This window comes from Pseudoduganella sp. GW821-FHT05F09, assembly GCF_059419605.1.
Genome location: NZ_JBWKSD010000004.1, coordinates 500,379 through 526,359 on the forward strand (window position 1 = coordinate 500,379; position 25,981 = coordinate 526,359).

The 25,981-nt window shown below is 67.0% G+C and carries 23 protein-coding genes; 14 read left to right on the top strand and 9 right to left on the bottom strand.

The genetic code is table 11. The features are described from left to right. Positions 1 to 10: 10 nt before the first annotated feature. A complete protein-coding gene (locus AC07S4_RS15880; protein WP_494987562.1) occupies positions 11 to 1,792 on the bottom strand; it encodes an ABC transporter permease in 1,782 nt (593 codons plus the stop codon). Between the two features lie 550 nt (positions 1,793 to 2,342). Between AC07S4_RS15880 and AC07S4_RS15885 the strand changes: the two genes are divergently transcribed. From AC07S4_RS15885 to AC07S4_RS15910, 6 genes are all read left to right on the top strand, one after another. Continuing rightward, positions 2,343 to 4,274: a TOL_0244 family TonB-dependent receptor gene (locus tag AC07S4_RS15885; protein WP_494987563.1), complete on the top strand. Its 1,932-nt coding sequence runs from the start codon at positions 2,343 to 2,345 to the stop codon at positions 4,272 to 4,274. Continuing rightward, entirely contained in the window at positions 4,262 to 4,903 is a 642-nt protein-coding gene (locus AC07S4_RS15890) for a TOL_0243 family YfiR-like periplasmic protein (RefSeq protein WP_494987564.1), read from the top strand. Before AC07S4_RS15885 ends, AC07S4_RS15890 begins: the two co-directional genes overlap by 13 nt. Continuing rightward, positions 4,903 to 6,780, top strand: a complete 1,878-nt coding sequence (locus AC07S4_RS15895) for a sensor histidine kinase, YfiR-like protein-associated (protein WP_494987565.1) — start codon at positions 4,903 to 4,905, stop codon at positions 6,778 to 6,780. Before AC07S4_RS15890 ends, AC07S4_RS15895 begins: the two co-directional genes overlap by 1 nt. Before the next feature lie 88 nt (positions 6,781 to 6,868). After that, positions 6,869 to 7,606, top strand: a complete 738-nt coding sequence (locus AC07S4_RS15900; RefSeq protein WP_494987566.1) for an SIMPL domain-containing protein — start codon at positions 6,869 to 6,871, stop codon at positions 7,604 to 7,606. A gap of 4 nt (positions 7,607 to 7,610) precedes the next feature. Then, on the top strand, positions 7,611 to 9,287 hold the full coding sequence (locus AC07S4_RS15905; RefSeq protein ID WP_494987567.1) for a glycoside hydrolase family 30 protein: 1,677 nt from the start codon (positions 7,611 to 7,613) through the stop codon (positions 9,285 to 9,287). A 35-nt stretch (positions 9,288 to 9,322) separates the two neighbouring features. After that, positions 9,323 to 10,249: a LysR family transcriptional regulator gene (locus tag AC07S4_RS15910; RefSeq protein ID WP_494987568.1), complete on the top strand. Its 927-nt coding sequence runs from the start codon at positions 9,323 to 9,325 to the stop codon at positions 10,247 to 10,249. Here AC07S4_RS15910 and AC07S4_RS15915 read toward each other — a convergent pair. From AC07S4_RS15915 to AC07S4_RS15940, 6 genes are read right to left on the bottom strand one after another with little or no spacing between them, the layout of a single operon-like run. After that, positions 10,215 to 11,213 (bottom strand): TRAP transporter substrate-binding protein, encoded by a 999-nt coding sequence (locus AC07S4_RS15915; protein WP_494987569.1) that lies wholly within the window; start codon positions 11,211 to 11,213, stop codon positions 10,215 to 10,217. The two genes, AC07S4_RS15910 and AC07S4_RS15915, sit on opposite strands and share 35 nt — an antisense overlap. 45 nt (positions 11,214 to 11,258) lie before the next feature. Continuing rightward, the gene (locus tag AC07S4_RS15920; RefSeq protein ID WP_494987570.1) at positions 11,259 to 12,119 is read right to left on the bottom strand and encodes an HpcH/HpaI aldolase/citrate lyase family protein; all 861 of its coding nucleotides are present in this window, start codon (positions 12,117 to 12,119) and stop codon (positions 11,259 to 11,261) included. After that, positions 12,116 to 13,471: an MmgE/PrpD family protein gene (locus AC07S4_RS15925; RefSeq protein ID WP_494987571.1), complete on the bottom strand. Its 1,356-nt coding sequence runs from the start codon at positions 13,469 to 13,471 to the stop codon at positions 12,116 to 12,118. The genes AC07S4_RS15920 and AC07S4_RS15925 overlap by 4 nt, the downstream gene beginning before the upstream one ends. A gap of 26 nt (positions 13,472 to 13,497) precedes the next feature. After that, positions 13,498 to 14,676, bottom strand: coding sequence for a CaiB/BaiF CoA transferase family protein (locus AC07S4_RS15930; RefSeq protein WP_494987572.1), 1,179 nt, complete (start codon positions 14,674 to 14,676; stop codon positions 13,498 to 13,500). A 10-nt stretch (positions 14,677 to 14,686) separates the two neighbouring features. Continuing rightward, complete coding sequence (locus AC07S4_RS15935; RefSeq protein ID WP_494987573.1) at positions 14,687 to 15,847, bottom strand: acyl-CoA dehydrogenase family protein; 1,161 nt, start codon at positions 15,845 to 15,847, stop codon at positions 14,687 to 14,689. A gap of 14 nt (positions 15,848 to 15,861) precedes the next feature. Next, positions 15,862 to 16,719: an HTD2 family dehydratase gene (locus AC07S4_RS15940; RefSeq protein WP_494987574.1), complete on the bottom strand. Its 858-nt coding sequence runs from the start codon at positions 16,717 to 16,719 to the stop codon at positions 15,862 to 15,864. A gap of 133 nt (positions 16,720 to 16,852) precedes the next feature. Here AC07S4_RS15940 and AC07S4_RS15945 point away from each other — a divergent pair, with 133 nt between their 5' ends. The 5 genes from AC07S4_RS15945 to AC07S4_RS15965 all read left to right on the top strand — a co-directional run bounded on the left by AC07S4_RS15945 (position 16,853) and on the right by AC07S4_RS15965 (position 18,953). After that, positions 16,853 to 17,005, top strand: a complete 153-nt coding sequence (locus tag AC07S4_RS15945; protein ID WP_494987575.1) for a hypothetical protein — start codon at positions 16,853 to 16,855, stop codon at positions 17,003 to 17,005. A 157-nt stretch (positions 17,006 to 17,162) separates the two neighbouring features. Then, positions 17,163 to 17,312: a hypothetical protein gene (locus AC07S4_RS15950; RefSeq protein ID WP_494987576.1), complete on the top strand. Its 150-nt coding sequence runs from the start codon at positions 17,163 to 17,165 to the stop codon at positions 17,310 to 17,312. 111 nt (positions 17,313 to 17,423) lie between these two features. After that, the gene (locus tag AC07S4_RS15955) at positions 17,424 to 17,792 is read left to right on the top strand and encodes a hypothetical protein (protein ID WP_494987577.1); all 369 of its coding nucleotides are present in this window, start codon (positions 17,424 to 17,426) and stop codon (positions 17,790 to 17,792) included. Positions 17,793 to 17,825: 33 nt separating this feature from the next. Beyond that, positions 17,826 to 18,290, top strand: coding sequence for an acyl-CoA thioesterase (locus AC07S4_RS15960; protein ID WP_161073987.1), 465 nt, complete (start codon positions 17,826 to 17,828; stop codon positions 18,288 to 18,290). A gap of 207 nt (positions 18,291 to 18,497) precedes the next feature. Next, positions 18,498 to 18,953 carry a DUF4351 domain-containing protein gene (locus AC07S4_RS15965; RefSeq protein ID WP_494987578.1) on the top strand — a complete coding sequence of 152 codons (456 nt, stop codon included), beginning with the start codon at positions 18,498 to 18,500 and terminating at the stop codon, positions 18,951 to 18,953. A 17-nt stretch (positions 18,954 to 18,970) separates the two neighbouring features. Here AC07S4_RS15965 and AC07S4_RS15970 read toward each other — a convergent pair whose 3' ends face one another. Both AC07S4_RS15970 and AC07S4_RS15975 read right to left on the bottom strand, forming a co-directional pair. Continuing rightward, the gene (locus AC07S4_RS15970) at positions 18,971 to 21,838 is read right to left on the bottom strand and encodes a bifunctional diguanylate cyclase/phosphodiesterase (protein WP_494987579.1); all 2,868 of its coding nucleotides are present in this window, start codon (positions 21,836 to 21,838) and stop codon (positions 18,971 to 18,973) included. A 125-nt stretch (positions 21,839 to 21,963) separates the two neighbouring features. After that, on the bottom strand, positions 21,964 to 22,755 hold the full coding sequence (locus AC07S4_RS15975; RefSeq protein ID WP_494987580.1) for a spermine/spermidine synthase domain-containing protein: 792 nt from the start codon (positions 22,753 to 22,755) through the stop codon (positions 21,964 to 21,966). Between the two features lie 149 nt (positions 22,756 to 22,904). Between AC07S4_RS15975 and AC07S4_RS15980 the strand changes: the two genes are divergently transcribed. The 3 genes from AC07S4_RS15980 (at position 22,905) to AC07S4_RS15990 (ending at position 25,979) form a co-directional block, all read left to right on the top strand. After that, complete coding sequence (locus AC07S4_RS15980; protein ID WP_161073990.1) at positions 22,905 to 23,180, top strand: hypothetical protein; 276 nt, start codon at positions 22,905 to 22,907, stop codon at positions 23,178 to 23,180. 33 nt (positions 23,181 to 23,213) lie between these two features. Then, positions 23,214 to 24,377, top strand: a complete 1,164-nt coding sequence (locus AC07S4_RS15985) for a GGDEF domain-containing protein (RefSeq protein WP_494987581.1) — start codon at positions 23,214 to 23,216, stop codon at positions 24,375 to 24,377. A gap of 147 nt (positions 24,378 to 24,524) precedes the next feature. Continuing rightward, entirely contained in the window at positions 24,525 to 25,979 is a 1,455-nt protein-coding gene (locus AC07S4_RS15990) for a Ppx/GppA phosphatase family protein (protein WP_494987582.1), read from the top strand. Positions 25,980 to 25,981 lie beyond the last annotated feature (2 nt).

A 25,981-nucleotide genomic window follows, 5' to 3' on the forward strand; every position in this document is an offset into this window, starting at 1 on the left:
GTTCTACTCCTTACAGTCCACGGTTTTCGGCCAGCCGGTACATGCGGGTCCAGAAGAATCGGTTCAACAGCATCACGAAGATGCACATGACGCTCACGCCGAGCGCGATGCGGTGGAAGTCGCCCGCGTCGGTCATCTGCTTGATGTAGCTGCCCAGGCCATCGGCCGCCAGCGTGGTTTTGCCCCAGGTGACGTATTCGGCCACGATGCTGGCGTTCCACGAACCGCCGCAGGCCGTGATGGCGCCGGTCAGATAGGCCGGGAACACGGCGGGCAGATACACGCGCTTCCATTTCAGCCAGCCTTTCAGGCCCAGGTTGTCCGCCGCCAGGCGCAGCTCGTTCGGTATGGTGGAGGCGCCCGCCACCACGTTGAACAGGATGTACCACTGCGTGCCGAACACCATCAATGGACTGAGCCAGATATTGGGCTGGAGCCTGAACGCCACCATCAGGTAGACCACCACCGGGAACATCAGGTTGACCGGGAAGGCGGCCAGGAACTGCGCCACCGCCTGTACGCCTTGCGCCCAGCGCGGCCGCAGGCCTATCCACACCGCCACCGGCACCCACAGCAGCGACGCCAGCGCGATCAGCACCATCACGCGCAGCAGGGTGATGAAACCAAGCCCGCCCACATGGGCCACCTCGGCCCAGCCCACCGTGCCGTGCACGAACACCAGCAGCCGCCACGCCGCCAGCAGCGCGGCCAGGACGATGACCGCATCCCAGCTGCGTTCGCCGTATCGGGCCAGCAGGGCGCGCAGCCATGCGTGCGGCCCGTGCAGCGCCGGCGGCGCGGCTGCCGGCCGCGCGCCTGCGGGCGCGGCGGCGAACCAGCCCAGCGTGCCGCGCATGGCGGTCCAGAATTGGCCTGTCAGCTTGCGCGTCCAGCGGCTGCGGCGGCCCCAATCCAGCAGCCAGGAACGCTGCGCCGTGTCGCCCTGGGTATCTTCGAAGCGGAACTTGTCGGCCCAGGCCAGCAGGGGACGGAAAAACAGCTGGTCGTACAGCACGATCCCGGCCAGCATGGCGGCGATGGCGAGCGCGATGGCGCGTCCGTTTTCCTGTTCAATCGCCACCGCGATATAGGCGCCGATGCCGGGCAGCTTGATGTCCTGGCCCGCCACCGAGATGGCTTCGGCGGCCACCAGGAAGAACCAGCCGCCGGACATGGACATCATCATATTCCACAGCAGGTTGGGCATGGCGAAGGGCAGCTCCAGGCGCCAGAAGCGCTGCCAGCCGGACAGGCAGAACACGCGCGCGGCCTCGTTCAGTTCGGCCGGCACGTTGCGCATGGACTGGTACAGGCTGAACGCCATGTTCCACGCCTGCGAGGTGAAGATGGCGAATACGGCGGCGCATTCCACGCCCAGCAGATTGCCGGGGAATAGCGCGATGAAGGGCGCGATGGCGACGGCCTGGAAGCCGAGAATCGGCACCGACTGCAGCACGTCGAGCAGCGGCAGCAGCACTTTTTCGGCGGCGCGGGATTTGACCGCCACCGCCGCGAACACAAAGGCGAACAGCAGCGAACAGCCGAGCGCCATGAACATGCGCAGCATGGTGCGCAGCAGGTAGTAGGGCAGCCAGGCGGCGTCCAGCGCGATCACGGCGGGCTGGCCCAGCGTGAAGGGGCGCGCCATCTGCGAGGCGCCGAAGCCGGCGGCGGCCAGCACGGCCAGCACCAGCGGCAGCAGGGCCCAGTCCCAGCGGTTGGGGCCGGATGCGCGCCACGCTGCGACGGTGGCGGCCGTGCCGGCGCGGCGGGGGAAGAACAGTTCAACCATAAGCAATCCCGATACGGGCTGCGCGGGGCAGCCGGGTTCCAGCCTGCGCGGGAGCGCGCGGGCCGCCATGCCTGCGGCCAGCGGCGGCGCACCGGCATGCATGGGCATGTGCGCGCGCGGCCAGGCCGGCAGGGCATGCAAACAAATCAGTGTGGGGAAAGTCCTGCGCCGGAACGGCTCCGGGGCGGGAAAGACACCATCATCCGCGCAGGGCAGGATGACGGCAGGGGAAGCCTGCGTTATCTTGCCGGGGCGGAGCCAGGGCGGGCCTGGCTACAACTACCACTCGAACAAGTGCCCATGAAGGGGCTCCATAAAACGTAAACAGGGCGAGTCTATCCAGCTACTTGCGGCTGGTCAATACATACATGCTTGAATTCCGGCCAGCCTAAGGCCGTCCTAAGCGCTTCTTAACGCGTCCTTAACGCGGGGCGACTGTTGCATCCGCCCCCAATCGCTGTCCTGAACAATTGCAAATCTGCAAATCTAACGGGGGAGCCTGAGGGAAATGTTTATAATCTTTTCAGACCAGCCACAGGAGAGTCCGGCCATGACCATACGCGCCCCCCAAAGCTTGCCGCTGCCCCTGCTTTCCCTGCTGCTTCCCGTCTTGCTGGCCGGTCCGGCAGCCCATGCCGCAACCTTGCCGGACAGCGACCTGGCCGACCTGTCCATTGAACAGCTGAGCAATATCGTCATCACCTCCGTGTCGCGCCAGGACGAAAAGCTGAGCAACGCGGCCGCTTCGGTCTTCATCATCACCGGCAGCGAACTGCGCCGCAGCGGCGTGCGCAGCCTGCCCGAGGCGCTGCGCCTGGCGCCCAATCTGCAGGTGGCGCGCATCGATGCGCGCAACTATGCCGTCACCGCGCGCGGCTTCAACAACGCCTTCGAAAACAAGCTGCTGGTGCTGATCGACGGCCGCAGCGTCTACACGCCGCTGTTCTCCGGCGTGTACTGGGACGCGCAGGACGTGGTGATGGAGGACGTGGAACGCATCGAGGTCATCAGCGGCGCGGGCGCCACCATCTGGGGCGTGAATGCGGTGAACGGCGTCATCAACGTCATCACGCGCTCGGCCAAGGATACGCAGGGCGGCCTGGCCAGCGTGGCGGCCGGCGCGGACGAAAGGGACGGCACGCTGCGCTATGGCGGCAAGCTGGACAACGGTGCCCACTACCGGCTGTACGCGCGCTACATGGACGTGGACGCCACCACCTCGGCCGCCGGCGTGAATACGGTCACCGGCATGCGGCGGCGCCAGGCCGGCTTCCGCGCCGACATGGACGTGCTGCAGGGCGGCTTCACCATGCTGGGCAACGCCTACCAGGGCGCGCTCGGCCAGGCCGCCACGCGCGACATCTACGTCTCGGGCGCCAACCTGGTGAACCGCTACACCCGCAAACTGTCCGGCGACGCCGACCTGCGCGTGCAGCTGGTGCTGGACCATACCGAGCGCAACCAGCCGCTCAACTTTATCGAACGGCTGGACACGATGGAACTGGAAGCGCAGCACGGCGTGCGCTTTGGCGGCGTGCACAGCCTGGTGTGGGGCGGCGGCTACCGCCAAAGCCGCGACAAGGTCACGCCCGGGGGCTACGGCTTCCTGCCCGGCAAGCTCAATATGCACTGGGGGAATCTGTTCGCGCAGGACGAGATCGCCATCACGCCGCAGTTCAAGCTGACCGCCGGCCTGAAAGCGGAGCACAACAACTACACCGGCGCCGAATACCTGCCCAGCCTGCGCGCTGCGTGGATGCCGGACGCGGCCCGGCTGCTATGGGCCAGCCTGGCGCGCACCGTGCGCGCGCCGTCGCGCATCGACCGCGACTGGTATGTGCCGGGCACGCCCATCATCATCGCGGGCCAGCCGCGCTTCGTCATCGGCGGCGGCCAGCAGTTCGAATCCGAGGTGGCCAATGTGGCCGAGCTGGGCTACCGCGCGCAGCCCGGCGCGCGCTGGAGCTATTCCGGCACCTTGTTCTATGCCGACTACGACAAGCTGCGCACCATGGAGCCGCTGCCGGTGCTGGGCAGCGAGTTCCGCAACCTGGGCCAGGCCACCACGCGCGGCCTGGAGTTGTGGGCGCGCTGGCAGACCACGCCCAACTGGCGCCTGAGCGGCGGGCTGACCGCGCAAAAGGTCAAGCTGGGCCTCAAGCCGGGCAGCCGCGACAGCCTGCAGGCGGGCCTCTTCCTGCCCAATGATCCGCGCCTGCACTGGCTGCTGCGCTCTTCGCATGAGCTGTCCGATGCCCAGCAGCTGGACCTGACGCTGCGCTACAATGGGAAACTGCCGCATCCCGTGGTGCCGTCCTATTATGAAATGGATGTGCAATGGTTATGGCGTGTGCGGCCCGACGTCGACGTGGCGCTGATCGGCCAGAACCTGCTGCATGCCAGGCATGCCGAATGGGCGGCCGCGCCCAACCGCAGCGTGTTCGAGCGCAGCGCATTGCTGAAGGTAACATGGCGATTCTGATACCTGCCGCCGCCGGCGCCGCCTGCTTTGCGCTGCCCCTGGCGCAACGCTGGACCGGGCCCTGGCGCAGCCTGACAAGCGCGCGCTGGCTGATGCTGGCCGCCTGTCTGTGCCTGGCCCTGCATTGCCTGGCCGGCGGGGCGGACGCGCCCGTGCAGCCGCCTGCCAATGTGGAACGCAGCGTGAAAGCGGCCTTCCTCTACAAATTCCTCGGCTATGTTGAATTCGGCGCAGGAGTGGACGCCGCCGGGCCGCTGGTGGTGGGCGTGCTGGACGCGGACGATATTGCGGCCGAACTCAGCCGCATTACGGCCGGCCGCCAGGTCGGCGCGCGCGCCATCGCCGTGCGCGTGCTGCACGAGGGCGATGCGCCGGCCGGCCTGCACATGCTGTTTGTCGGCAGCGAGGCCGAGCGGCCGGGCGCCATGCTGCGCGCAGCCCAGCAAGCCGGCGTGCTCGCCGTGACCGAGAACAGCGACGGCCTGCAGCAGGGCAGCACCATCAATTTCCGCCTGGTGGAAGACCGCGTGCGGTTTGAAGTGTCGCTGCCGGCGGCCGAGAAAAGCAAGCTCAAACTCAGCTCGCGCCTGCTGTCGGTGGCCTACCACGTGAACAAGGGCGGCTCTTGATGCTGGCGCGCCTGAAGCCAGGCACGGTACGCGGCAAGCTGATACTGATGGCACTGGCGACCACCTTCGTGGCGCTGGTGGCGTCCTCGGCCGCCATGCTGCTGTACGACCTGGACTCCTTCCAGCAGTACTGGGTGGACGACATGACCACGCAGGCCGAAATCGTGGCGGCGGTCAGCATGCCCGCGCTCAGTTTCAACGACCAGACGGCGGCGCGGCAGAACCTGTCGCTGCTGCGGGTGCGCCCGCAGATCCAGGCCGGCGCCATCTACGGCGCCAACGGCAAGCTGTTTGCCGCCTACGCGCAGTCGGTGCAGGACACGCCGGTGTTCCCCGCCAAGCCGGGACGGCCCGGCTACAGCATCGAGAGCGGGCGGCTGGTGGTCAACCATCCCATCGTCGAAAACGGCGAAGTCATCGGCAGCATCTACCTGAGCGCGCGCTACCGGCTGATCGACCGGGTGCGCAGCTACGCCGCCATCCTGGGCGGCGTCATGCTGCTCAGCCTGGCGCTGGCGGCGCTGGTGGCCAGGCGGCTGCAGCGCGGCATCACCGAGCCGCTGGCGGCGGTGACCGGCGTGGCGCGGGAGGTGATGGAAAAGCGCGATTTCAGCCTGCGCGTGCCGCCTTCGGGCAGCGGCGAGATCGGCACCCTGGTGGCGGCCTTCAACAATATGCTGGCCGAGGTGGGACGGCGCGCCTATGCGCTGCAGGAGGCCAACCAGACGCTGGAGCGCGAGATGGCGGTGCGCCAGGGCGCCGAGCGCGCGCTGCTGCTGGCGGACCGGCGCAAGGACGAATTCCTCGCCACGCTGGCGCACGAGCTGCGCAATCCGCTGGCGCCCATCCGCACCGGGCTGGACATGCTGCGCGTGAACCCGGACGACCTGGCCGCCGGCGCGAAGGCGCGCGCCATCATGGAACGCCAGCTCAAGCAGATGGTGCGGCTGGTGGACGATTTGCTGGACGTGTCGCGCATTAACACCGGCAAGCTGGCGATACGGCGCGAGCCGGTGCAGCTGCACGCGGTGGTGGGCGATGCGCTGGAGCTGGTGCGGCCCTATCTGACCGCGCTGGGCCACGAGCTGGAAGTGGCGCTGCCGCCGCCGCCCGTGTGCGTGCATGGCGACGGCACGCGCCTGGCGCAAGTGCTGTCCAACCTGCTGAACAACGCGGCCAAGTACACCGACCGGGGCGGCAAGCTGGCGCTGCTGGCCGAACTGGACGGGGGCAGCCTGCGCATCCGCGTGCGCGACAACGGCATCGGCTTGGCGCCGCATATGCTGGGCGAAATCTTCGAGATGTTTGTGCAGGCGGACACCTCGCTCGAGCGCAGCACGGCCGGGCTGGGCGTGGGCCTGTCGCTGGCGCGCAAGCTGGTGGAGCTGCACGGCGGCAGCCTGGCGGCGGCCAGCGCGGGACTGGGGCAGGGCAGCGAGTTCATCGTAACCCTGCCGCTGATGGCGCCGCCGCCCGCCGCCGCCACGCTGGCGCCGCAAGCGGAGGGCCGGCGGCAGCGGCACCGCATCCTGCTGGTGGACGACAATGCCGACTTTGTCGACGGCATCGGCACCCTGCTGGGCGCGGCCGGGCACACGGTGCGCGTCTGCCACGGCGGCCAGGAGGCGCTGGACGCGGCGGCGGACTTCGCGCCGGATTTCGCCTTCCTCGATATCGGCCTGCCGCAGCTGAACGGCTACGACCTGGCGCGCGCGCTGCGCCAGTTGCCCGGCCTGCGCAATACGGTGCTGGTGGCCGTCACCGGCTGGGGCCAGCAGAAAGACCGGCAACTGGCCTTCGAGGCGGGCTTCCAGGCCCATCTGGTAAAGCCGGTGGGGCTGGAGCAGTTCCTCGCCATCCTGGACGGCGGCGGCTAATCCCTGGCCCCCCTTGGCGGCGCACATTTGGGTTGCTAAAGTTTATCCATTCGGCAATACTTGCGATTTACTATTTTATAACTTTGCCATGCTGAAAAAATCCCTGTATCAGGCCGTGTGCGCCGCAGCACTTGCGCTGGCCAGCCTGCAAGGCGCCGTTGCCGCCGAGCTGCCGTCCTATCCCTTCATCCACGCGCGCGGCACCGGCTTCATGTACGTCGGGCCGGACATGGGCGAGATCGATTTCGACGTGTCGGCCTACGACGCGCAGGCCGAGAAAGCGGTGGCGGTGATACAGGAACGCGTGCTGGAGATCCGCGCGCTGCTGGCCGAGCAGGGCGTGCCGGACACGGACGTGGACGTGCGCGACATGCGCCGCCAGATCCGCAAGGCCAGCGCCAGCGCGACCGAGCCCGAGTACGACATCAAGTGCTCGATCCACATCGTGGTGCGCGACCTGGGCAAGTGGCGCGACATCATGATGCCGCTGCTGAAGAAGCAGAACCTGGATGCCTTCGCCGCTACCTTCGGCCTGAAAGACCGCGCCAAGGTGGAGGCCGAACTGATGGGGCAGGCGGTACAGGAGGCCACCGCAAAGGCGGACGCGATGGCCAAAGGCTTCGGCAAGCGCGTGGGCGCGGTGGCCGGCGTGTCGTCGGACGAGATCAAGAACCTCACCCGCTCGATCGGCCTGGCGCCGGTGGAATGGCCGCGCAACAGCAACAGCGCGAACACCAAGCGCAACGACACGGACCCGGCGGATTTGCTGCTGGTGAGCGCGATGAAGATGTCGCAGTCGGTCGACGTGCTGTTCCGCTTCAAGTAAGCCCATGGCGTGCCGTGCCGCCTCCGCCCTGATCGCAGCCGTCGTCGTGGCGCTCAGCGGCTGCGCGGGCGGCCTGGGCGGCCTGCTCGGCGCCCCGCGCGCCGTTCCGAAAGCCGCCGTTCCCACGGCGGCGCCAGCTTCCACCAGTGCCGCTGTCCGGCCCAAAGCAGCCGCCAGCCGGCCGTCGGGTTCAGGCCTCGCTACGGGCGCCGCTACCGGACCAATCGCCGCCCGGACTGCATCCGCCATCGACCAGCCTGCGCCCGGCATGGTGGCCGCCTGGCTCACCAGCGGCGACCAGTCCCGCCTGCTTCAGCGCCAACCGGACATCGCGCTGGGCGCGGCGCCGCGCGCGCTCACGCCCTGGTCGCCCGGCGTGGAAACCGCAGGCCCGCTGCCGGCCGCGCCGCTCGTCATTACTGTGGACCGCAGCGCGCGCCGGCAGCGCATGTCCGGCTTCGGCGCCGCCATCAGCGCCTCGTCCGCCTGGCTGCTGATGGAAAAACTGGACCCTGCCCAGCGTAACGCCCTGCTGGCCGAGCTGTTCGGCCCGCCGCCCGGCATCGCCCTGAGCGTGGCCAGGCTGCCGCTGGGCGCCAATGAATTCGCCCTCGGCCGTTACAGCTACAACGACCTGCCGCCCGGCCAGAGCGACGACGGCCTGGCCCAGTTCTCCAACGAGCCTGACCGCGCCCACCTACTGCCGCTGCTGCAGGAGGCGCTGGCCTACAATCCGGCCCTGGAACTGATCGCCAGCCCCGCCAGCGCGCCGGGATGGATGAAAACCAGCGGCAGCCTGCTGCAAGGCACGCTCAAGCCGGAGACCTTCGACGCCTACGCCCGCTACCTGAAACGCTACGTGGACGTGTACCTGGAGGAAGGCATTCCCATCCACGCCATCACCGTGCAGAACGAGCCGTCCGCCGAGCCCGCCGACGCCCCCGGCATGCGTCTGGACGACGCCGCCCGCGCGCAGCTGATAGGCAAGCACCTCGGTCCGCTGCTGGAGGACGAAGGCCCGCTGATACTGGACTGGGACGGCAACCGCGACACCCCGCAAGCCCCGCTCAAGGTGCTGGCCGACCAAGCCGCAGGCCAGTACGTGGCCGGCGTGGCCTGGCACTGCTACGCGGGCGACGTGGGCGCGCAGGCCGCCGTGGCCGCCGCCCATCCCGGCAAGGACAGCTATATCACCGAATGCTCCGGCGGCGCCTGGGCGCCGGCCTGGAGCGACAACCTCACCCATTTCGCCCGCACGCTGGTGCAGGGCGCCGCGCTCGGCGCGGCCAAGGGCATCATGCTGGGCAACCTTGCGCTGGACGGGCAGGGCGGCCCGCGCATAGGCGGCTGCCGTGGCTGCCGGGGCGTGGTCACGGTGGGCGAGGGCGGCGCGGTCACGCGCAACCCCGAGTATTACGCGCTGGCCCACGCCAGCCGCTTCGCGCGCGCCGGCGCCTGGCGCATCGCCTCCGGCGCGACCAAGGACGGCATCGACAGCGCCGCCTTCGACAATCCCGACGGCACGCTGGTGCTCGTCGCCGTCAACTCCGCCGCCCAAGCGCGCACCTTCACCATCCAGGCCGCCGCGCAAGCCTTCAGCGCCACCCTCCCGCCCGCCAGCGTTGCCACCTATGTCTGGCGTGCAGCAGCCACGCCAGCGGCCCCTCGGGACAGGCCATAATGGCGTAGAATCGGCGCTTAGCCCAGAGGAGCGCCATGCTGTTCGACCTGACTGATTTACGCCTGTTTATCCATATCGCCGAACTGAAAAGCCTTACCCGCAGCGCCGAGCGCATGCATATGTCGCTGGCGGCGGCGAGCAACCGGGTCAAGGAGCTGGAGGCGCGCTTCGGCACGCGGCTGCTGTACCGCGAGAACAAGGGCGTGCAGCTCTCGCCCGCAGGCGAAACGCTGCTGTCCCACGCGCAGCAGTTCATGCAGATGGTGGAGCGCCTGAAAAGCGAGATGCAGCAATATAACAACGGCATCAAGGGGCATATCCGCATCTTCGCCAACACCACCGCCGTCACCGAATTCATGCCGGAAGTGCTGGGCCGCTTCCTGGGCGTGCACCCGCAGGTGAACGTGGCGCTGGAGGAGCGGCTCAACCAGGACATCGTGCGCGGCGTGCAGGAGGGGACGGCCGATATCGGCATCGCGGCCGGCCCGGTGCAGGGCGCGGGACTGGAGATTATTCCGTTTTCCACCGACCGCCTGGTGCTGGCCACGGCCCACGACCACCCGCTCGCAACGCGCGGCCAGATAGGTTTTGCCGAAACGCTGGACTACCAGCACATCGGCCTGCACGAAGGGAGCACCTTGCAGCACTTCCTTGCGCGCGCCGCGCACGAAGCCGGGCAGCGGCTACAACTGCGCATCCAGGTGCGCGGCTTCGAAGCCATGTGCCGCATGGTGGAGAACAATGTGGGCGTGGCCATCCTGCCGCATTCGTCGGCGCTGCGGCTGAGCCGCAGCATGAAGCTGGCGCTGGTGGAATTGACGGAACCGTGGGCCGTGCGCGAACGCAGCGTGGTGGTGCAAAAGCTCGACGCATTGCCGCTGTATGCGCGCGAGCTTGTGGACTTTATTTGTACGATGGAAGCGCCGCCTACTTCCCTTCCGCCGCCGCCGCTTCCTTGTTGAACGCGTCGATCAGCTCCTTGCCGATGCGGCTTTCCATGGTTTTCTGCACCGGCAGCATGGCCGCGCGCCAAGCGGCTTTTTCCTGCGGCGTGAGCGTGTAGACCTCGGTCTTGCCGGATTTCCTGATCGCTTCCAGCGCCGCGTCGTTCTCCTTCTGCGCAATGTCGTTGGCGTACTTGGTGGACTCCTTCATGGCGCCGTCCAGCGCGGTGCGCACGTCGGCCGGCAGCGCATCCCAGAACTTCTTGTTCACGATGACGGCGTAGCCGATGTAGCCGTGGTCGGACACGGTCAGGTGCTTCTGCACCTCATGCACTTTCTGCGTGTAGATATTGGACGGCGTGTTCTCGCTGCCATCCACCACGCCGGTCTGCATGGCCTGGTAGACCTCGGAGAAGGCCAGCACCTGCGGATTGGCGCCCAGCGCGCGCATCTGCGCGTCCAGCACCTTGGACGACTGGATGCGCATCTTGGTGCCCTTGAAATCGGCCGGCGTGCGCAGCGGCTTGTTGGCCGTCATTTCCTTGAAGCCGTTGTCCCAGAACGCCAGCCCGACGATGCCCTTGGCCTCCAGCTTCTTCAGCAGCGCCTTGCCCACCGGGCCGTCGTTCACGCGCTCCAGCGCCGCCTTGCTGGGCAGGATGTAGGGCAGGTCGTACACCTCGAATTCCTTCACGCCCAGCGGGCCGAATTTGGACAGCGACGGCGCCAGCATCTGCACCGATCCCAGCTGCAGCGCCTCCAGCTCTTCCTTGTCCTTGTACAGCTGGCTGTTCGGATAGATCTCCACCTTCACGCGGCCCTTGGTGGCCGCTTCCGCCAGTTCCTTGAACTTCTGCGCGCCTTTGCCTTTCGGCGTGTCGGTCGCGACCACGTGGCTGAACTTGATGATGATGGGATTTTGCGCAAAGGCGCTGGCCGCGAATACAGTGGCGGCCGCAAACAGCAGGGATTGCAGTTTCATGGTGTCTCCAGATGGTGAAGGGCTCTTGCCGGCCCCTTGGGGTTTTTAATGCAGATTCTTGCGCGCCGCCTCGGAGGCGATGCGCTGCGCCAGCAGCAGTACCGGCTTGTCTATCATCTTGCCGTCCACCGCCACGGCCGCGCCGCGCGCGTCCTCGGCGGCGGCCAGCACGCGCCGCGCCCAGGCCACTTCCTCGCCGGACGGCAGGAAGGCGCGGTTGACCGCCTCCAGCTGGCCGGGATGCACGCACAGCTTGCCGCCGAAGCCGACCCTGTGCGCGTAGCGGGCGTCGTCCTCGGTGGCGCTGCCGTCGCCTATGTCCAGCGTCACGCCGTCCACCGGCGGGCGCAGGCCGGCCAGGCGCGAGGCCAGCACGATCTGCGAGCGGAAAAAGAGCAGCTCGTCGCGGTCGCCGTGGATGCCCATGTCGAGCTTGAAGTCGATGGAGCCGAACATGAGGCGCTGCACGCGCGGCGCGGTCACGATCTGGCTCATGTTGGCGAAGCCCTGCGCGGTCTCGATCAGCGGAAACAGCGGCGCGCTGGACGAGGCGCTGGCCACGTCCGCCACCCGCTCGGCCTTGGGCAGCACGATGCCGGCAATGCCGGGCCGGTGGCACAGGATCAAATCGTCGCCAAAGCAGCCGGAGTTCACGCAATTGACGCGCACCAGCACCGGCACGTGCGGCGCGCGGCCTTCGGGGCTGGACAGCCAGTTTTCCAGCGCGTCGCGCGCCGCGCCCTTGGCGGCGGGCGCCACGGCGTCCTCCAGGTCGATGATGACCACGTCCGCGCCCGAGGCGCAGGCCTTGGCGTAGCGCTCGGGGCGGTCGCCGGGAACAAACAGGAAGGAATGGGCCAGGGCCAGCCTGGCGTCGGGTGGGGCAGCATGTACGGCAGTGCTCATAACAAGTCTCCCATATTGGTAATGCGGCTTATGGACCAGATTTTGTCGGCCAGGGCGGCCATTTCAGCCGGGGTGGCGGCCCCGCTGAAGGCGGCCAGGCGCGCGGCTTTGTCTTCCAGCTCGGTGCGGCTCAGGGTGTTGCCGGGATCTCCTTTTGGTTCGTCGACGCGGCCGTGCAGCGTGCGGCCATCCGTGGTGCCGACGGTAACCTTGCCTATCCAGCGCGCCGGGTAGACCTGGTCCACCTCTTTATCCAGCACCATGTGTACTTTGCCACGGAATTGGGTCACGCGCTGCGCATTGAAGCTGGAGTCGAATTCGGTCAAACCGGCGCTGCCGAATTCGGCGATCAGGCCCAGCACCGTGCCCATGGAGAATTTGGCCTGGTGCACCGTCTGCGGGTTGACCACTGGGCCGAGCACGTCGATGGCGCCCTGGTGCACATGGCAGTCCACATGGGCGATCTGGTCCGGCGCCAGGCTGTGTTCGCGCATGACTTGCAGCAGGGCGTCGGCGGCGGGATGGGTGTGGCGGCAGCTGGCGTGGAACTTGAAGGAGGTTTCGGCCAGCGTCCAGCGCACGCCGAGGCGGTCGGTCAGCCTGGCCGGGTCGGCGTCGCGCGTCATGCCCGCGCCCATGCCCTGCGCGCCTTCCAGGATGCGGCGCGCGCCGGTGAAGCCGGCCTGGGCGAGATAGGCCGACATCAGGCCGTCGCTGGCGGCTTTGGCGGTGTGCAGCTGCTTGGAGTCGGCGGCGTCGCGCAGGAATTCCCACAGGCCGGCCGCTTGCGTTCCGGCCGAGCCGAAGGCGTGCAGCATCTGCTCGGGCGTGAGATCGAGCAGGCGGCCCGCGGCGGCTGCGGCGGCGATGGTGCCGGCGGTGCCTGTGGTGTGGAAGATCTTGTAGTGCGGGCGGCCGAGGAATTCGCCGACGCGGATGCCCACTTCGTAGCCGGCCACCACCGCGGTAAGCAGCTCGCGCCCGGAGCTGCCCAGCGTCTGCGCCACGGCCAGCGCGGCGGGGAAGACCACGGCGGCGGGGTGGAAGACGGAGCCGTTGTGGACGTCGTCCTGCTCGGCGTAGTGGGAGGCGGCGGCGTTCACCATGGCGGCGAACATGGGCGTGGCGTGGGTGCGGGAGATCAGGATTTCACAGGGACCGGGGCCGCCCATCTGTTCGGCGTAGCGGGCGATGGTTTCCACCGGACGCGCGCCTTTGCCGGCCAGCGCGGAGCCGGCCCAGTCCAGCATCAGGTCTTCCGCCCGGCGCAGCACCTCGTGCGGGATGGTGTCGAATTGCAAGGTGGCGGCGAAGGTGGCCAGGGCCAGGCTGGGGTGGTTGATGGCGTTCATGGTGTCTCCGGTTTTGGCTCTCGTTGTCAGATGGCGCTGGCGGCACGCAGGGCTGATATGGCCTCCTGTCCGTAGCCCAGTCCGGCCAGGATGGCGTCCGTGTGCTGCCCCAGCGCGGGCACGTCGTCCATGCGCGCCTGGTAGGTGTTGGGCACGCCCGGCGGCAGCAGCGCGGGCATGGGGCCGGCGGGCGTGCCCACTTCCACCCAGCGCTCGCGCGCCTTGAGCTGCGCGTGCTGCCACAGGTCGTGCATGTCGTTCATGTGCGCGTTGGCGATCTGCGCGCTGTCGAGCCGCGCTATCACCTGCTCGGCGCTCAGCGCCGAGAACACCTGCACGATCATCTCCCGCAGTTCCTGCCGCGCCGCCGTGCGCACCGCGTTGGACGAGTAGCGCGGGTCCTTGGCCAGCTCCGGCTGCAGCAGCACCTTGGCGCAGAACAGCTCCCACTCGCGTTCGTTCTGCAAGCCCAGCATCACGGTCTTGCCGTCGCCCGCAGGGAAGGGACCGTAGGGATAGATGGTGGCGTGCGCCGCGCCGGCGCGCGGCGGCGGGGCAGCGCCGTCCATCGCGTAATACAGCGGATAGCTCATCCACTCGGCCATGCTCTCCAGCATGGACACGTCGATATTGCAGCCTTGCCCGGTCTTGCCGCGCTGGATCAGCGCCGCCAGGATGTTGGTGTAGGCGTACATGCCGGCCGCGATGTCGGCGATCGAGCAGCCGGCCTTGGCCGGTTCGTCCGGCGAGCCGGTAATCGACAGGAAGCCCGATTCGCTCTGGATCAGCAGGTCGTAGGCTTTCTTGTCGCGGTATGGCCCGTCCGCGCCGTAGCCTGAAATGTCGCACACGACCAGGCGCGGATACTTGTCCTTCAGCGCTTCGTAGGACAGGCCCAGCCGCGCCGCCGCGCCGGGCGCCAGGTTCTGCACCAGCACGTCGGCATCGGCCAGCAGCTTGTCCAGGATGACGGCGGCTTCGCCGTGCTTCACGTCCAGCGTCAGGCTTTCCTTGGAGCGGTTGGTCCAGACGAAGTGCGAGGCCAGGCCGCGCGCGCGGGCGTCGTAGGCGCGGGCGAAGTCGCCCACGCCGGGCCGCTCCACCTTGATGACGCGCGCGCCCAGGTCGGCCAGCTGGCGGGTGCAGAAGGGCGCGGCGATCGCATGTTCCAGCGTGATGACGGTGATGCCGTCGAGTGGGCGCATGGTGCTCTCCTCAGAACGAGCGTGGCATGCCGAGCACGTGCTCGGCCACGAAGGACAGGATCAGGTTGGTGGAGATGGGCGCCACCTGGTACAAGCGCGTCTCGCGGAATTTGCGCTCCACGTCGTACTCGTGGGCGAAGCCGAAGCCGCCGTGGAACTGCAGGCAGGCGTTGGCCGCTTCCCACGAGGCGTCCGCCGCCAGCATCTTCGCCATATTGGCCTGCGTGCCGCAGGGCTGGTGCGCGTCGAACAGCTCGCAGGCCTTGTAGCGCATCAGGTTGGCCGCTTCCAGGTTCACATAGGCTTTCGCGATCGGGAACTGCACGCCCTGGTTCTGGCCGATGGGACGGCCGAACACCACGCGCTCGTTGACGTATTTGGTGACCTTGTCGATGAACCAGTAGCCGTCGCCTATGCACTCGGCGGCAATCAGCGTGCGCTCGGCGTTCAGGCCGTCGAGGATGTATTTGAAGCCCTTGCCTTCCTCGCCGATCAGGTTCTCGGCCGGGATCTCCAGGTTTTCGAAGAACAGTTCATTGGTCTCGTGGTTCACCATGTTCAGGATGGGCACCACCGACATGCCTTGCTTCATGGCGTCCTTGATGTCGACGATGAAGATGGACATGCCTTCGGATTTCTTGGTTACTTCGGCCAGCGGCGTGGTGCGCGCCAGCAGTATCATCAGGTCCGAGTGCTGCACGCGCGAGATCCACACCTTCTGGCCGTTGACCACGTAGCGGTCGCCCTTTTTCACGGCGGTGGTCTTGATCTTGGTGGTGTCGGTGCCGGTGGTGGGCTCGGTCACGGCCATGGACTGCAAGCGCAGTTCGCCGCTGGCGATCTTGGGCAGGTAGAACTCCTTCTGCGCCTTGGAGCCATGCCGCAGCAGGGTACCCATGTTGTACATCTGGCCATGGCAGGCGCCGGAATTGCCGCCCGAGCGGTTGATTTCCTCCATGATGACGGAGGCTTCCGTCAGCCCCAGGCCGGAACCGCCGTATTCCTGCGGGATCAGCGCGGCCAGCCAGCCGGCCTTGGTCAGCGCGTCCACAAAGGTCTCCGGGTAGCCGCGCTTTTCGTCGATGTCGCGGAAGTAGGAGGACGGGAATTCGGCGCACAGCGCGCGCACGGCGTCGCGGATGTCCTGGTGGTCCTGGTTGGGGGTGTGCATGGGTGTCTCCTCTATTAATCCAGTTTGGCTTCGGCCTGCATGGCCAGTTCGCCCTTGCTGTTGGCCGCCCACAGCGTGGCGGTGCCGTCGGCGTTGCGGCGGCCGTTGACGGTGAAGGGCGCAATGTCGAACAGCGGCGAGACGGCGCGGAAGCTGAATTCGGCCACGCGCGCTTGCGGCAGTTCTGTGCGCAGCAGCTCCATCAGCAAGGTGGCGATCAGCGGGCCGTGCACGATCAGGCCGGGGTAGCCTTCCACTTCGGTGGTGTAGCTGCGGTCGTAATGGATGCGGTGGCCGTTGAAGGTCAGGGCGGAGTAGCGGAACAGAAGCACCGGGTCGGGCGTGATCTTGCGCGTCCACTGCGCTTCGCCGGGCGGCATCTTGGGCGCGGGGCCGGCGCTGCCCGGCGCGGGCAGGTCGCGGTAGACGATGTCGTGTTCTTCGGTAATGGCGAGCAGGCCGGCGTGGTGGATTTCATGCCGCACGGTGACGAAAGTGAGCTGGCCGCCGGCGCCGTGTTTCTGCGTGATGTCCTGGATGGTGGAGGTGCGTCTGATGGCGGCGCCGACCGGCACGCTGCCGGGGAAGGACAGGCGTCCGCCGGCCCACATGCGGCGCGGCTGCGGCACCGGCGGCAGGAAGCCGCCCCGGCGCGCATGGCCGTCCGGTCCCAGGCCGGACTGCGGCGCAGTGCTCCAGAAATTAATCCAGTGCCACAGCGGCGGCAAGGGTGCGCCGTGCTGCGGCGCGCTCGGATAGTCTAGGGTGGCAGCCAGCGCGGCAACCGCTTCGGGCCGCACCACGTCATGCAGGGTTTCCGTTTTGCCGGTCCACTGCTGCAGCAGGGTGATGTCGTCGGTGTCGGGTTTCATTGTCGGCCCATCAAGATTGAAGCGATGAGCCAGTGTAGGCCGCGCGCGGGCACGCCACAATTTGCCATTTCGGAAGGGGGGCTTCGCTTCAGCTTGAGGCAAGCGCTCCGTTCCGGGAATAGAGGAGAACGCCATGAGCCGCATCTACGCCCACACCACGCCCGAGCCGGACATTCCCAAGCCCGAGCCGGAGAAAGATCCGCCGCCCGACAACACGCCTTTGCCGGAAACTCCGCCTATAGAAGAACCGGAACCGCCGCAGCCGCCAATCAAAGCGCGCCAGTAACGGCGGGGCGTAGCTGCGCGGACAATATTGATCGACGAGAAACGCCGTTGCTGATCAGCTACAAATTTCGATGTTTGTGCCCACCGTCACAGTAGCGTCATGAATCTATTCATATAATGAATCATCGACATTCGGTTTATTGATCTCGGAGGCCATCATGGGCAATTCCTTACACAATAAAATTTATCTTGGCCGCCGCCACGCCGCCCTGAACGCCCTGAGCACCAAGCGGGTACAGGCTGTCTTGCTGTTCACCGCAGTAGCGGGCGCCGCAGTCGCGTGGTTCGCGATCCAGGCGCTGAACTGATCACGCCGCGCTGAAAAGGCCGCCGGGCGCAAGCCCGCGGCCGCATTGCCTTGCCCTGGCGCTGCCAGGCGCGTACCATGAGGGCCGCAAGTCTCTTTTGGAATTTAGGCAATGAAAAACGAAAAACTCTCCGCCGACGAATATGACGCTTTGAAAGAAGTGTCGCGCGGCCTCAAGCTGGGCGAGCGCATCAGTGCATGCATCGGCCGCAACACCAAACGCCTGTCCGGGCTGAAGATGTTCAGCATCGCCCGCAATGGCCACATCACCCTGACCGAAAAAGGCCAGCAGGCGCTGTTCCTGCGCCGCTGCGTGCTCGGCCTGCGCGCCGTGGCCGAAGGCGGCGACGTCAAGCTGGACAGCGAAGTGGCCACCTTCCTCGGCAAGAAAGCCCATATCGTGCCGCGCGAAGCCGGCGGCTACGATATCACCGACAAAGGCCGCGAGTCGCTGGCCGATATCGAAGCCCAAGGCATCTAACCCACCACTTCAAGGTTCGCGATGGATAGCGCAATGCACTGGTCGGCCCACGAGCTGACGATGACCGTACTGATGACCCCTGACATGGCCAACTTTTCCGGCAATGTGCATGGCGGCACCATCCTGAAATATCTCGACAGCGTGGCCTACGCCTGCGCCAGCCGCTACTCGGGCGCGTATGTGGTGACGCTGTCGGTGGACCAGGTGATGTTTTTGCAGCCTATCCACGTGGGCGAGCTGGTGACCTTCCTGGCCTCGATCAACTACACCGGCAACACCTCGATGGAAGTAGGGATCCGGGTGGTGACGGAAAACATCCAGCAGCGCCTGGTGCGCCACGCGAACAGTTGCTACTTCACCATGGTGGCGGTGGACAAGGACCGCAAGCCGGTCGCCGTGCCGCCGCTGGTGCCGGAGACGGACGAGCAGAAAGCCCGCTACGAGCAAGCCAAGCTGCGCAAGGCCGCGCGCCAGCAGATCGCGCCCAAGCGCAAATAAGCAAAGCACTCCGCAGCGATTCCGCTGTGCTTTGCATTTGATCAAGGTGGCAGCCCCGGGCATGGACGTCCCTGGCGCGCCGCACTCTCGATTACAACTACCGGATTTTCACGGAGTACGCGCGGCCGGTGGCCAGTCTCGTGCTGCTGGCCGACCACGCAGCAAGCCGGGCGTGATGCTGATCAACGCTACGAGGCAAAGTGGCAGTTGACCAAGCTACTGTATCAACATGGCTGGAGCAAACAGCGCATAATTGTTTTTTTCAAGGTGATTAACTGGATGATGACTTTGCCGGCGCCTCAGCAGGAAGTCTTCTGGCAGGGTTTTCTCTGCTTGGGAAAGGAGCACAATATGGAGCTCGATATGAAGCATCCAATGGAATGGATCACGCCATTGGAGCAAATGTTTCTCGACAAAGGAGAGGCGCTGGGCCTGAAAAAAGGGCTGAAACAAGGCCTGGAGCAAGGTCTGGAGCAAGGCCGGAAGGAAGGGGCGGCTGCGCTGCTGGAGCGCCTGCTCACGCGGCGTTTCGGGCCGCTGCCGCGCACCGCCCGCAGCAAGCTGGCCAAGGCCAGCGAGGAGCAACTGGCGGCCTGGAGCGATGCGCTGGAGGAGGCGCGCTCGCTGAGGCAGTTATTTGCATCCGGGACCGGCGGGCAGTAAGGCGAATTGCGCCGCGCTCAGGCGGCCAGGGTTGAGCTGGCGGAATCGAGGTGGCGGCCCTGGCGCGCCATGTGTTCGAACTGCTCCGGCGCCACGGGACGGCTGAAGTAGTAGCCCTGGATGGCGTCGCAGCCGTGCTGCTGCAGGAAGTCCAGCTGCTCGCGGTTTTCCACGCCTTCGGCCACCACGCGCAGCTTCAGGTTGTGCGCCAGCGCAATCACGGACACCACAATGGCCGCGTCGTCCGGATCGGTGATGATGTCGTTGACGAAGGAGCGGTCTATCTTCAGCACGTCGATGGGGAAGTCGCGCAGGTAGGCCAGGCTGGAGTAGCCGGTGCCGAAATCGTCGATCGACAGGGTTACGCCCAGCGCCTTGAGCTGGCGCAGCAGGCTGACGGCCTGCGCCACATCATTCATGAACACGCTCTCGGTCAGCTCCAGTTCCAGGCAGGCCGGCGGCAGGCCGGTCTCGGCCAGCACCGCCGCGATGGTCTGCACCAGGTCCGGCTGGCTGAACTGGCGCGCCGACAGGTTGACCGCCATCCGCATCGGCGCATGGCCGTGGCTGTGCTCCAGCCATTCCCTGGCCTGCGCGCAGGCGGTGCGCAGCACCCAGGCGCCGATCGGCACGATCAGTCCGGTTTCCTCGGCCAGGCCGATAAAGCGCGCCGGCGACACCAGTCCCAGCTCCGGATGCTGCCAGCGCAGCAGCGCCTCGGCGCCGATAATGCGGCCGCTTTCCAGGTCCACCTGCGGCTGGTAGTGCAGCGCGAACTCGCCGCGCTCGAGCGCCTTGCGCAGCGCGTTCTCGATGCGCAGCCGCTCCTGCGCCTCCTCGTTCATGGCCGGCTCGTAGAACTGGAACATATTGCGGCCCATTTTCTTGGCCGCGTACATGGCAATGTCGGCGTGTTCGATCAGGTGCTGGGCGTTGCCGTTGCCGTCGTAGGACGCCACGCCGATGCTGCAGGTGACGAAGAATTCCTTGCCTTCCAGGAGCACCGGCTGGGCCACCGCCTGCATCACGCGCTGCACGATGTCGGGCGACAGCGCCGCCTCGTTCGATTCGCCCAGGATGGCCACGAACTCGTCGCCTGACAGGCGCGCCACCGTGTCGCTGCTGCGCACCGCCGTCTGCAGGCGCTCGGCCACGGTCTTGAGCAGCTGGTCGCCGGCCTTGTGGCCCAGGCTGTCGTTGACGAACTTGAAGCGGTCCAGGTCGATCAGCAGCACCCACATCGGATGGCCGCTGCGGTTGGCGTAGGCGATGGCCTGGCCCAGGCGGTCCTGCAGCAGCGCGCGGTTGGGCAGGCCGGTCAGCACGTCGTGGTGGGCGATGTGCTGGATGCGCTGCTCGGACAGCTTGCGCTCGGTGATCTCGCTGCCGGTGCCGCGGTAGCCTTTGAACTCGCCGCGCGCGTCGTACACCGGCTCGCCGCTGGTGTTGTACCAGCGCAGCACGCCGTCGTCGCCGGTGATGGCATATTCCAGGTTGGAGAAAGGCAGGCGCGCCTCCAGTTGGGCGATATGGTCGCGGCCCCAGCGCGTGGTGAGCATCTCCGGCGTGCAGTCCCAGCGGGTCAGGCCGATGAAGCGGCCCGGGCTGATGTGGCCTTTTTCAAAGAAGCCGTCGGTGATGCTGGTGAAGCGGAAGAAGGCGTCCTGCTCCCAGTACCAGTCCGAGGACAGCGCCAGCAGGCGGCGGAAGCGCTGCTCGCTGTCGAGCAGGGCGCGTTCGGTGTGCTTGCGCATGGCCACGTCGGCCGCCAGGCGCTCGTTGGACTGGCGCAGTTCGATGGTGCGCGCGTCCACCAGCATCTGCACGCGGCGCGAGCGCAGCACCAGGCTTTGCACCAGCGCCGCCATCAGTACGCTGAACAGCACGCCGCCCAGCAGCGTGCACAGCGAGCCGAGGTGGGTGTCGATGAAGGGCTGGGGCAGGGCGGTCACGCGCACCTCCCACGGCTGGCCCAGCACGGTGTAGGTCTGGCGGTACAGCGCGTGCTGGTGGAAGGCCAGCCAGCGCGCAAGCGGATGCGCCGCGCCGGGCGTGCCGGGCAGCTCGCCGTGGCTGAACACCAGGTTGCCGGCCTGCGCCGGCGCGCCGATGTAGACGCGCAGCGCCAGGCCGCTGTCCGCCAGCAGGCCGGCCGACTGCAGGATTTTGCTCACCAGCGAGGTGGCGCGGATCACGGTGGCGGTGTCGCCCTGCCAGGCGGCCTTGCGTTCGAGCGCGTTGCCCGCCGGCGCGCCGGGACGGTAGACCGGCATCACCATGACCAGGCCGGGCTCGTTGCCCTTGGACTGGGCCAGCTTGAGCAGGCCGGTGGAGCGCGGTTCGCCGGTGGTGAGGATCTCGTCGATGGCGCGCTGCATGGGCGGGGTGTAGCCGGAGTCGAGGCCGAAGGCGCGCTGGTTGCCGTCCACCGGCTCCAGGAAGTGCACCACGTCATAAGTGGGCCGCTCGCCGGCCGGGCGCAGCACGCCGTTCTCATGCTCGTTGATGATAAAGCCCGGGAACTCGCGCCGCATGTCGGCCTCGTAGGCCGGGCGCTCGGCCAGGGTCACGATGCGGTGGTAGTTGAAGGCCTGGATAAACGGGTATTGCAGCAGCAGCGGCGCGGTGAAGTCGCGGAACTGCTGGCGGCTGACCGGCGCGGCGGCCACGAACAGCTGGTTGGTCACTTTCAGCACCTGCACCGCTTCGTTCAGGCCGCGCTGGATGGCGCTGGTGCGCAGGTTGGCGCGCTGTTCGAAGTCGAGCTGCATCTTGCCGTATTCCAGCGCCCCCACGGCGGCGAACAGCACGCAGGAGATGATCAGGCCGACAGCCAGGGTGCAGGCCGCCGCAACGGTCAGGGTGGATTTGCGGCGACGTGTCATTACTTTCCTGTTCAGTGAAAAATTGGTGGAACTTGGCCCACGAAGGGCCGCCACTAGTTTGTCACAAAAACTTGCCACATGGCATAATCCGAAGCAAAAATAATTCCCCTGAACAACAACTATTTCTATTTAGTAATGTTGCCAAGCCGGGCGGGCCAGCGCAGCCGGAACACGGTCCAGCGCGCCAGCATGCGGTGCGCCAGGCCCCAGGCCGGCCCCCGGCGGTGCACGGTCCGCTGCAGCGCGCGCTGGGCCGGGGAGGGCGGGGCGCCGGGGCTGGCTTTCAGCGCGAACAGCAGGCGGTTGTTGCCCGCGATGCCATAAAAGCTGCCCACGCGCTGCTGGAAGCAGGCCCGCAGGCGGCGCAGCACGGCGGGATATTGCGGGTCGTAGCTGAACACATTGGCCACCAGCACGCCGCCGGGGCGCAGGGCGCGGCGGCAGTCCGCATAGAAGCTGGCGCTGCTCAGCGCGGGCGGCAGGCCGTCGCCGTCGAATCCGTCCACCAGCAGCACGTCGGCCGCCGCGCGCAGCCCGGCCAGATAGCGGCTGGCGTCGGCGTGCACTACGCGGAAGCGCTCGTCGTCCGGCGGAATGGCGAATTGCGCGCGCAGCGCGATCACGTCGGCGCGCAGCTCGATCACGGTGATGCGGCTGTGCGGCAGGTAGCGGTAGCAGAACTTGGCCAGCGAGCCGCCGCCCAGGCCGACCATGACGATGTGGGCCGGACGCGGCTGGAACAGCACAAAGCACATCATGGCGCGCGCATAGGCCAGCACCAGCCGGTCGGGATCGGCCATGCTCATTTCGCTCTGCACCAGGCCGGGCTCGAACTCCAGCGTGCGCAGGCCGCCGTGCGTGAGTACGCGCGGCGGCGCTGCGACTGTTGCTGGCGTGGGTTCGGGAGTGGGCGGCATGGGGCGCTGGCCTTGTTGTCAACCATTAAGTTCTGATAAGCTCGGGGAATTGTAGCGGAGAGCATGCGCCCGCGCATATTCATTTACACGCACACTATTTATCGGTACATTGCCGTCATAGGCAGCGGCCACCGCGGAGAGAGCACACCATGTTTTTAGATCACCCGACCATTACCGCCACAAACAGCTTCACCGAACCCGACCGCATCGAGCGTCTGGGCCGCGTTTATGGCTATGTGGCGGCGCTGGCTGATATCGCCGGCAAATCCAGCTTTATCGAGAAATTTTCGCAAATCCACGACCACAAGGGCACGCTGATCGTGTTCTGGCACGACGCCCCCACCGAGGACGAGAAGGAATTCTTCTCCAAGGCCTGGGCCAGCAAGATCGGCGACGGCAGCGCCAACGTCGAACACGAAGTCTAAGCGGGGCCGCAGGCGCGGCCCGGTGTCCCCGACATGGATATAAAAACCCTGGTACTGGCTCTGGCGCTGGGCAATCTGAGCCTGTGCGCCGCGCTGTTCTTCTTCCAGTACGAAAGCAAGAAGTCCCTCAGCCTGTCCACCTGGGCTGTCGCCAAGCAATTGCAGGCGGCGGCCTGGTTCCTGCTGTACCTGCGCGGCGTGCTGCCGGACATGCTGACCGGCCCGCTGGCCAATGTGCTGCTGTTCGCCGGCATGGCGCTGGACGCGGGCGCGCTGTGGGAGGCGGCCGGCCGGCCGGGCTGGCGCCGCCTGCTGCTGCCGGCGCTGGCCGGCGCCGCCTTCGTCTACCTGGCCTGCCATTTCCTGGAAGTGGAGCCGGGCGCGCGCGCCGCCGCCGGCTTCCTCATCGTCAGCGGCTTCTTCCTGTCCGGCGTGGCCGCGCTGGCGCTGGCCTGGCGCGGCGGCTCCATGCTGCGGCGCTACCTGGTGGTCACGATGGCGGCGCTGAGCGTGCTGGTGGCCGGGCGCGGCCTGCTGGCCGCCATGCATCCCGAAGGCTGGTCCTGGATCGGCCCCGGCGTGCTGCAGGGCGTGGGCTTCGGCGCGCTGTACCTGATGATGCTGACCAACGCCTTCGGCTATCTGCTGCTGTCGCGCGAAAAGCTGCAGTCGGAACTGGCGCGCCTGGAAGTGATGGATGCGCTGACGGACGTGCCGAACCGGCGCGGCTTCTACCAGGCGCTGGCGCCGTGGATGGCGCTGGCGCGCCGCCCCGGCATGCCCACCGCGCTCATCATCCTCAATATGGACCAGTTCAAGCGCGTCAACGACAGCTACGGCCACACCGTGGGCGACGTGGTGCTGAAGGCCATGGCCGACATCTGCAAGAAGCAGCTGCGCGACAGCGACCTGATGGGCCGCCTGGGCGGGGCCGAATTCGCCATCCAGCTGCCGCGCACCTCGCAGCAGGACGCCGCCATGGTGGCCGAGCGCATCCGCGCCGCCATCGCCGCGCAGCCGGTGCGGGCCGACAAGGCCATGATCAGCGTCACCGCCAGCATGGGCGTGACCACCATCCGCGCCGACGACAGCACCGTCACCCTGTTCAAGCGCGCCGACGGCGCCTTGCAGCAGGCCATGCTGGCCGGCGCCAACCGGGTGATGGAAGCGCCGGACGTGACCATGGCCGAAGTGTAGCCGCCGCCGGCCGGGCGCTTCGTCGCGCACGGGAGACAGACTGTCATCATCGCGTCATAATCGAGCCGTACTGTGGTAGCATTTTCATATAAACAGTATAAATCGATGCTGGAATCAATACACGGACCCACACCTGGAGCAGTTAGCATGTACGCAGCGGTAGACCTGGGTTCCAATAGTTTTCGCCTTGCCATCGGCAGGCACGACGGCGACGAGATCCGCGTCGTCAAAACGGCGCGCGAGCCGATCCGCCTGGCGGCCGGCCTGGACGCCTCCGGCAATCTGACCGAGGCAGCCATGCAGGCCGCGCTCGGCTGCCTGAAGAACTTCCGCGCCGTGCTGGAGGCCTACGAGCTGGAAGCGGTGCGCGTGGTGGCCACGTCCACCCTGCGGCTGGCGCGCAACGCCGCCGCCTTCCTGCCCGCCGCCGAGCAGGCCATCGGCCAGCCCATCGAAATCATCTCCGGCGAGGAGGAGGGGCGGCTGATCTACATGGGCGTGTCCAACGCCCTCAACCTGCCGGGCGAGCGGCGCCTGGTGATCGACATCGGCGGCGGCTCGACCGAGTTGATACTGGGGCGCGGCAGCGACATCGAGCGCGTCGAGTCCTTCTCCATCGGTAGCGTCAAGCAAAGCCTGTCCTTCTTCGTCGGCGGCCGGGTGGACGGGCCCTCGTTCGAGGCGGCCATCCTGTCGGCGCGCAGCCATTTCGAGGACGCGGCGCCGCCTTACCACCCAGAATACTGGAAGAAGTGCTACGGCTCGTCCGGCACCATCCGGGCGATTGCCGACATCATCGAAAAAAACAAGCTGGGCAACGGCGTGACGGCGGTCAGCCTGGAGGCGCTTAAAAAGCGCTTCATCGCGGCCGGCCACGTGGCCAAGATGGACATGCCGGGCCTGCGCCCGGACCGCGCCGGCACCATCGTCGGCGGCCTGGCCGTGCTGATCGCGCTGGTGCATGAACTGGGCGTGGCCTCGCTGACCCCGATAGAAGCCGGCCTGCGCGTGGGCGTGATGTGGGACCTGCACCTGCGTTCGACCAAGCGCGACCGGCGCGACCAGTCGGTGCGCGCCTTCCTGCAGCGCTTCCAGGTCGACGAGGCGCGCGCCGACCGCGTGGCTGAATACGCCGGCGCGCTGTACGCGCAGATGAAGCCCGTCACCGACAACTACACGCGCCTGCTGTCCTGGAGCGCGCTGCTGCACGAGGTGGGCATGGCGGTGTCGCAAACCGGCTACCACAAGCACGCCTGCTATATGGTGGAGAACGCGGACCTGCCGGGCTTCACCACGCGCGACCAGAAAACCATGGGGCGCCTGATCGTGGCGCAGAAGGGCAATCTGCGCAAGGTGGGCGAGTTCCTGACCGACGCGGACTTCGCCAAGGCCGTGGTGGCGCTGCGCCTGGCCATCCTGTTCATGCATTCGCGCATAGAGATCGATTTCACGGAGCTGAGGCTGCGCATGAAAAACCGTATCGAACTGGAACTGCGGCGCGAGTGGGTGAGCGGCCATCCGACCGTATCCTACTGGATGGAGAAGGAGCAGGAGCTATGGGACGAGGTGGGCGTGGATTTCAGCATACGGGCCACGGCCTGACC

Bases quoted from the DNA above. Each gene is read 5' to 3' on its own strand.
- AC07S4_RS15880 (WP_494987562.1), bottom strand. From the start codon at position 1,792: ATGGTTGAACTGTTCTTCCCCCGCCGCGCCGGCACGGCCGCCACCGTC.
- AC07S4_RS15885 (WP_494987563.1), top strand. From the start codon at position 2,343: ATGACCATACGCGCCCCCCAAAGCTTGCCGCTGCCCCTGCTTTCCCTG.
- AC07S4_RS15890 (WP_494987564.1), top strand. From the start codon at position 4,262: ATGGCGATTCTGATACCTGCCGCCGCCGGCGCCGCCTGCTTTGCGCTG.
- AC07S4_RS15895 (WP_494987565.1), top strand. From the start codon at position 4,903: ATGCTGGCGCGCCTGAAGCCAGGCACGGTACGCGGCAAGCTGATACTG.
- AC07S4_RS15900 (WP_494987566.1), top strand. From the start codon at position 6,869: ATGCTGAAAAAATCCCTGTATCAGGCCGTGTGCGCCGCAGCACTTGCG.
- AC07S4_RS15905 (WP_494987567.1), top strand. From the start codon at position 7,611: ATGGCGTGCCGTGCCGCCTCCGCCCTGATCGCAGCCGTCGTCGTGGCG.
- AC07S4_RS15910 (WP_494987568.1), top strand. From the start codon at position 9,323: ATGCTGTTCGACCTGACTGATTTACGCCTGTTTATCCATATCGCCGAA.
- AC07S4_RS15915 (WP_494987569.1), bottom strand. From the start codon at position 11,213: ATGAAACTGCAATCCCTGCTGTTTGCGGCCGCCACTGTATTCGCGGCC.
- AC07S4_RS15920 (WP_494987570.1), bottom strand. From the start codon at position 12,119: ATGAGCACTGCCGTACATGCTGCCCCACCCGACGCCAGGCTGGCCCTG.
- AC07S4_RS15925 (WP_494987571.1), bottom strand. From the start codon at position 13,471: ATGAACGCCATCAACCACCCCAGCCTGGCCCTGGCCACCTTCGCCGCC.
- AC07S4_RS15930 (WP_494987572.1), bottom strand. From the start codon at position 14,676: ATGCGCCCACTCGACGGCATCACCGTCATCACGCTGGAACATGCGATC.
- AC07S4_RS15935 (WP_494987573.1), bottom strand. From the start codon at position 15,847: ATGCACACCCCCAACCAGGACCACCAGGACATCCGCGACGCCGTGCGC.
- AC07S4_RS15940 (WP_494987574.1), bottom strand. From the start codon at position 16,719: ATGAAACCCGACACCGACGACATCACCCTGCTGCAGCAGTGGACCGGC.
- AC07S4_RS15945 (WP_494987575.1), top strand. From the start codon at position 16,853: ATGAGCCGCATCTACGCCCACACCACGCCCGAGCCGGACATTCCCAAG.
- AC07S4_RS15950 (WP_494987576.1), top strand. From the start codon at position 17,163: ATGGGCAATTCCTTACACAATAAAATTTATCTTGGCCGCCGCCACGCC.
- AC07S4_RS15955 (WP_494987577.1), top strand. From the start codon at position 17,424: ATGAAAAACGAAAAACTCTCCGCCGACGAATATGACGCTTTGAAAGAA.
- AC07S4_RS15960 (WP_161073987.1), top strand. From the start codon at position 17,826: ATGCACTGGTCGGCCCACGAGCTGACGATGACCGTACTGATGACCCCT.
- AC07S4_RS15970 (WP_494987579.1), bottom strand. From the start codon at position 21,838: ATGACACGTCGCCGCAAATCCACCCTGACCGTTGCGGCGGCCTGCACC.
- AC07S4_RS15975 (WP_494987580.1), bottom strand. From the start codon at position 22,755: ATGCCGCCCACTCCCGAACCCACGCCAGCAACAGTCGCAGCGCCGCCG.
- AC07S4_RS15980 (WP_161073990.1), top strand. From the start codon at position 22,905: ATGTTTTTAGATCACCCGACCATTACCGCCACAAACAGCTTCACCGAA.
- AC07S4_RS15985 (WP_494987581.1), top strand. From the start codon at position 23,214: ATGGATATAAAAACCCTGGTACTGGCTCTGGCGCTGGGCAATCTGAGC.
- AC07S4_RS15990 (WP_494987582.1), top strand. From the start codon at position 24,525: ATGTACGCAGCGGTAGACCTGGGTTCCAATAGTTTTCGCCTTGCCATC.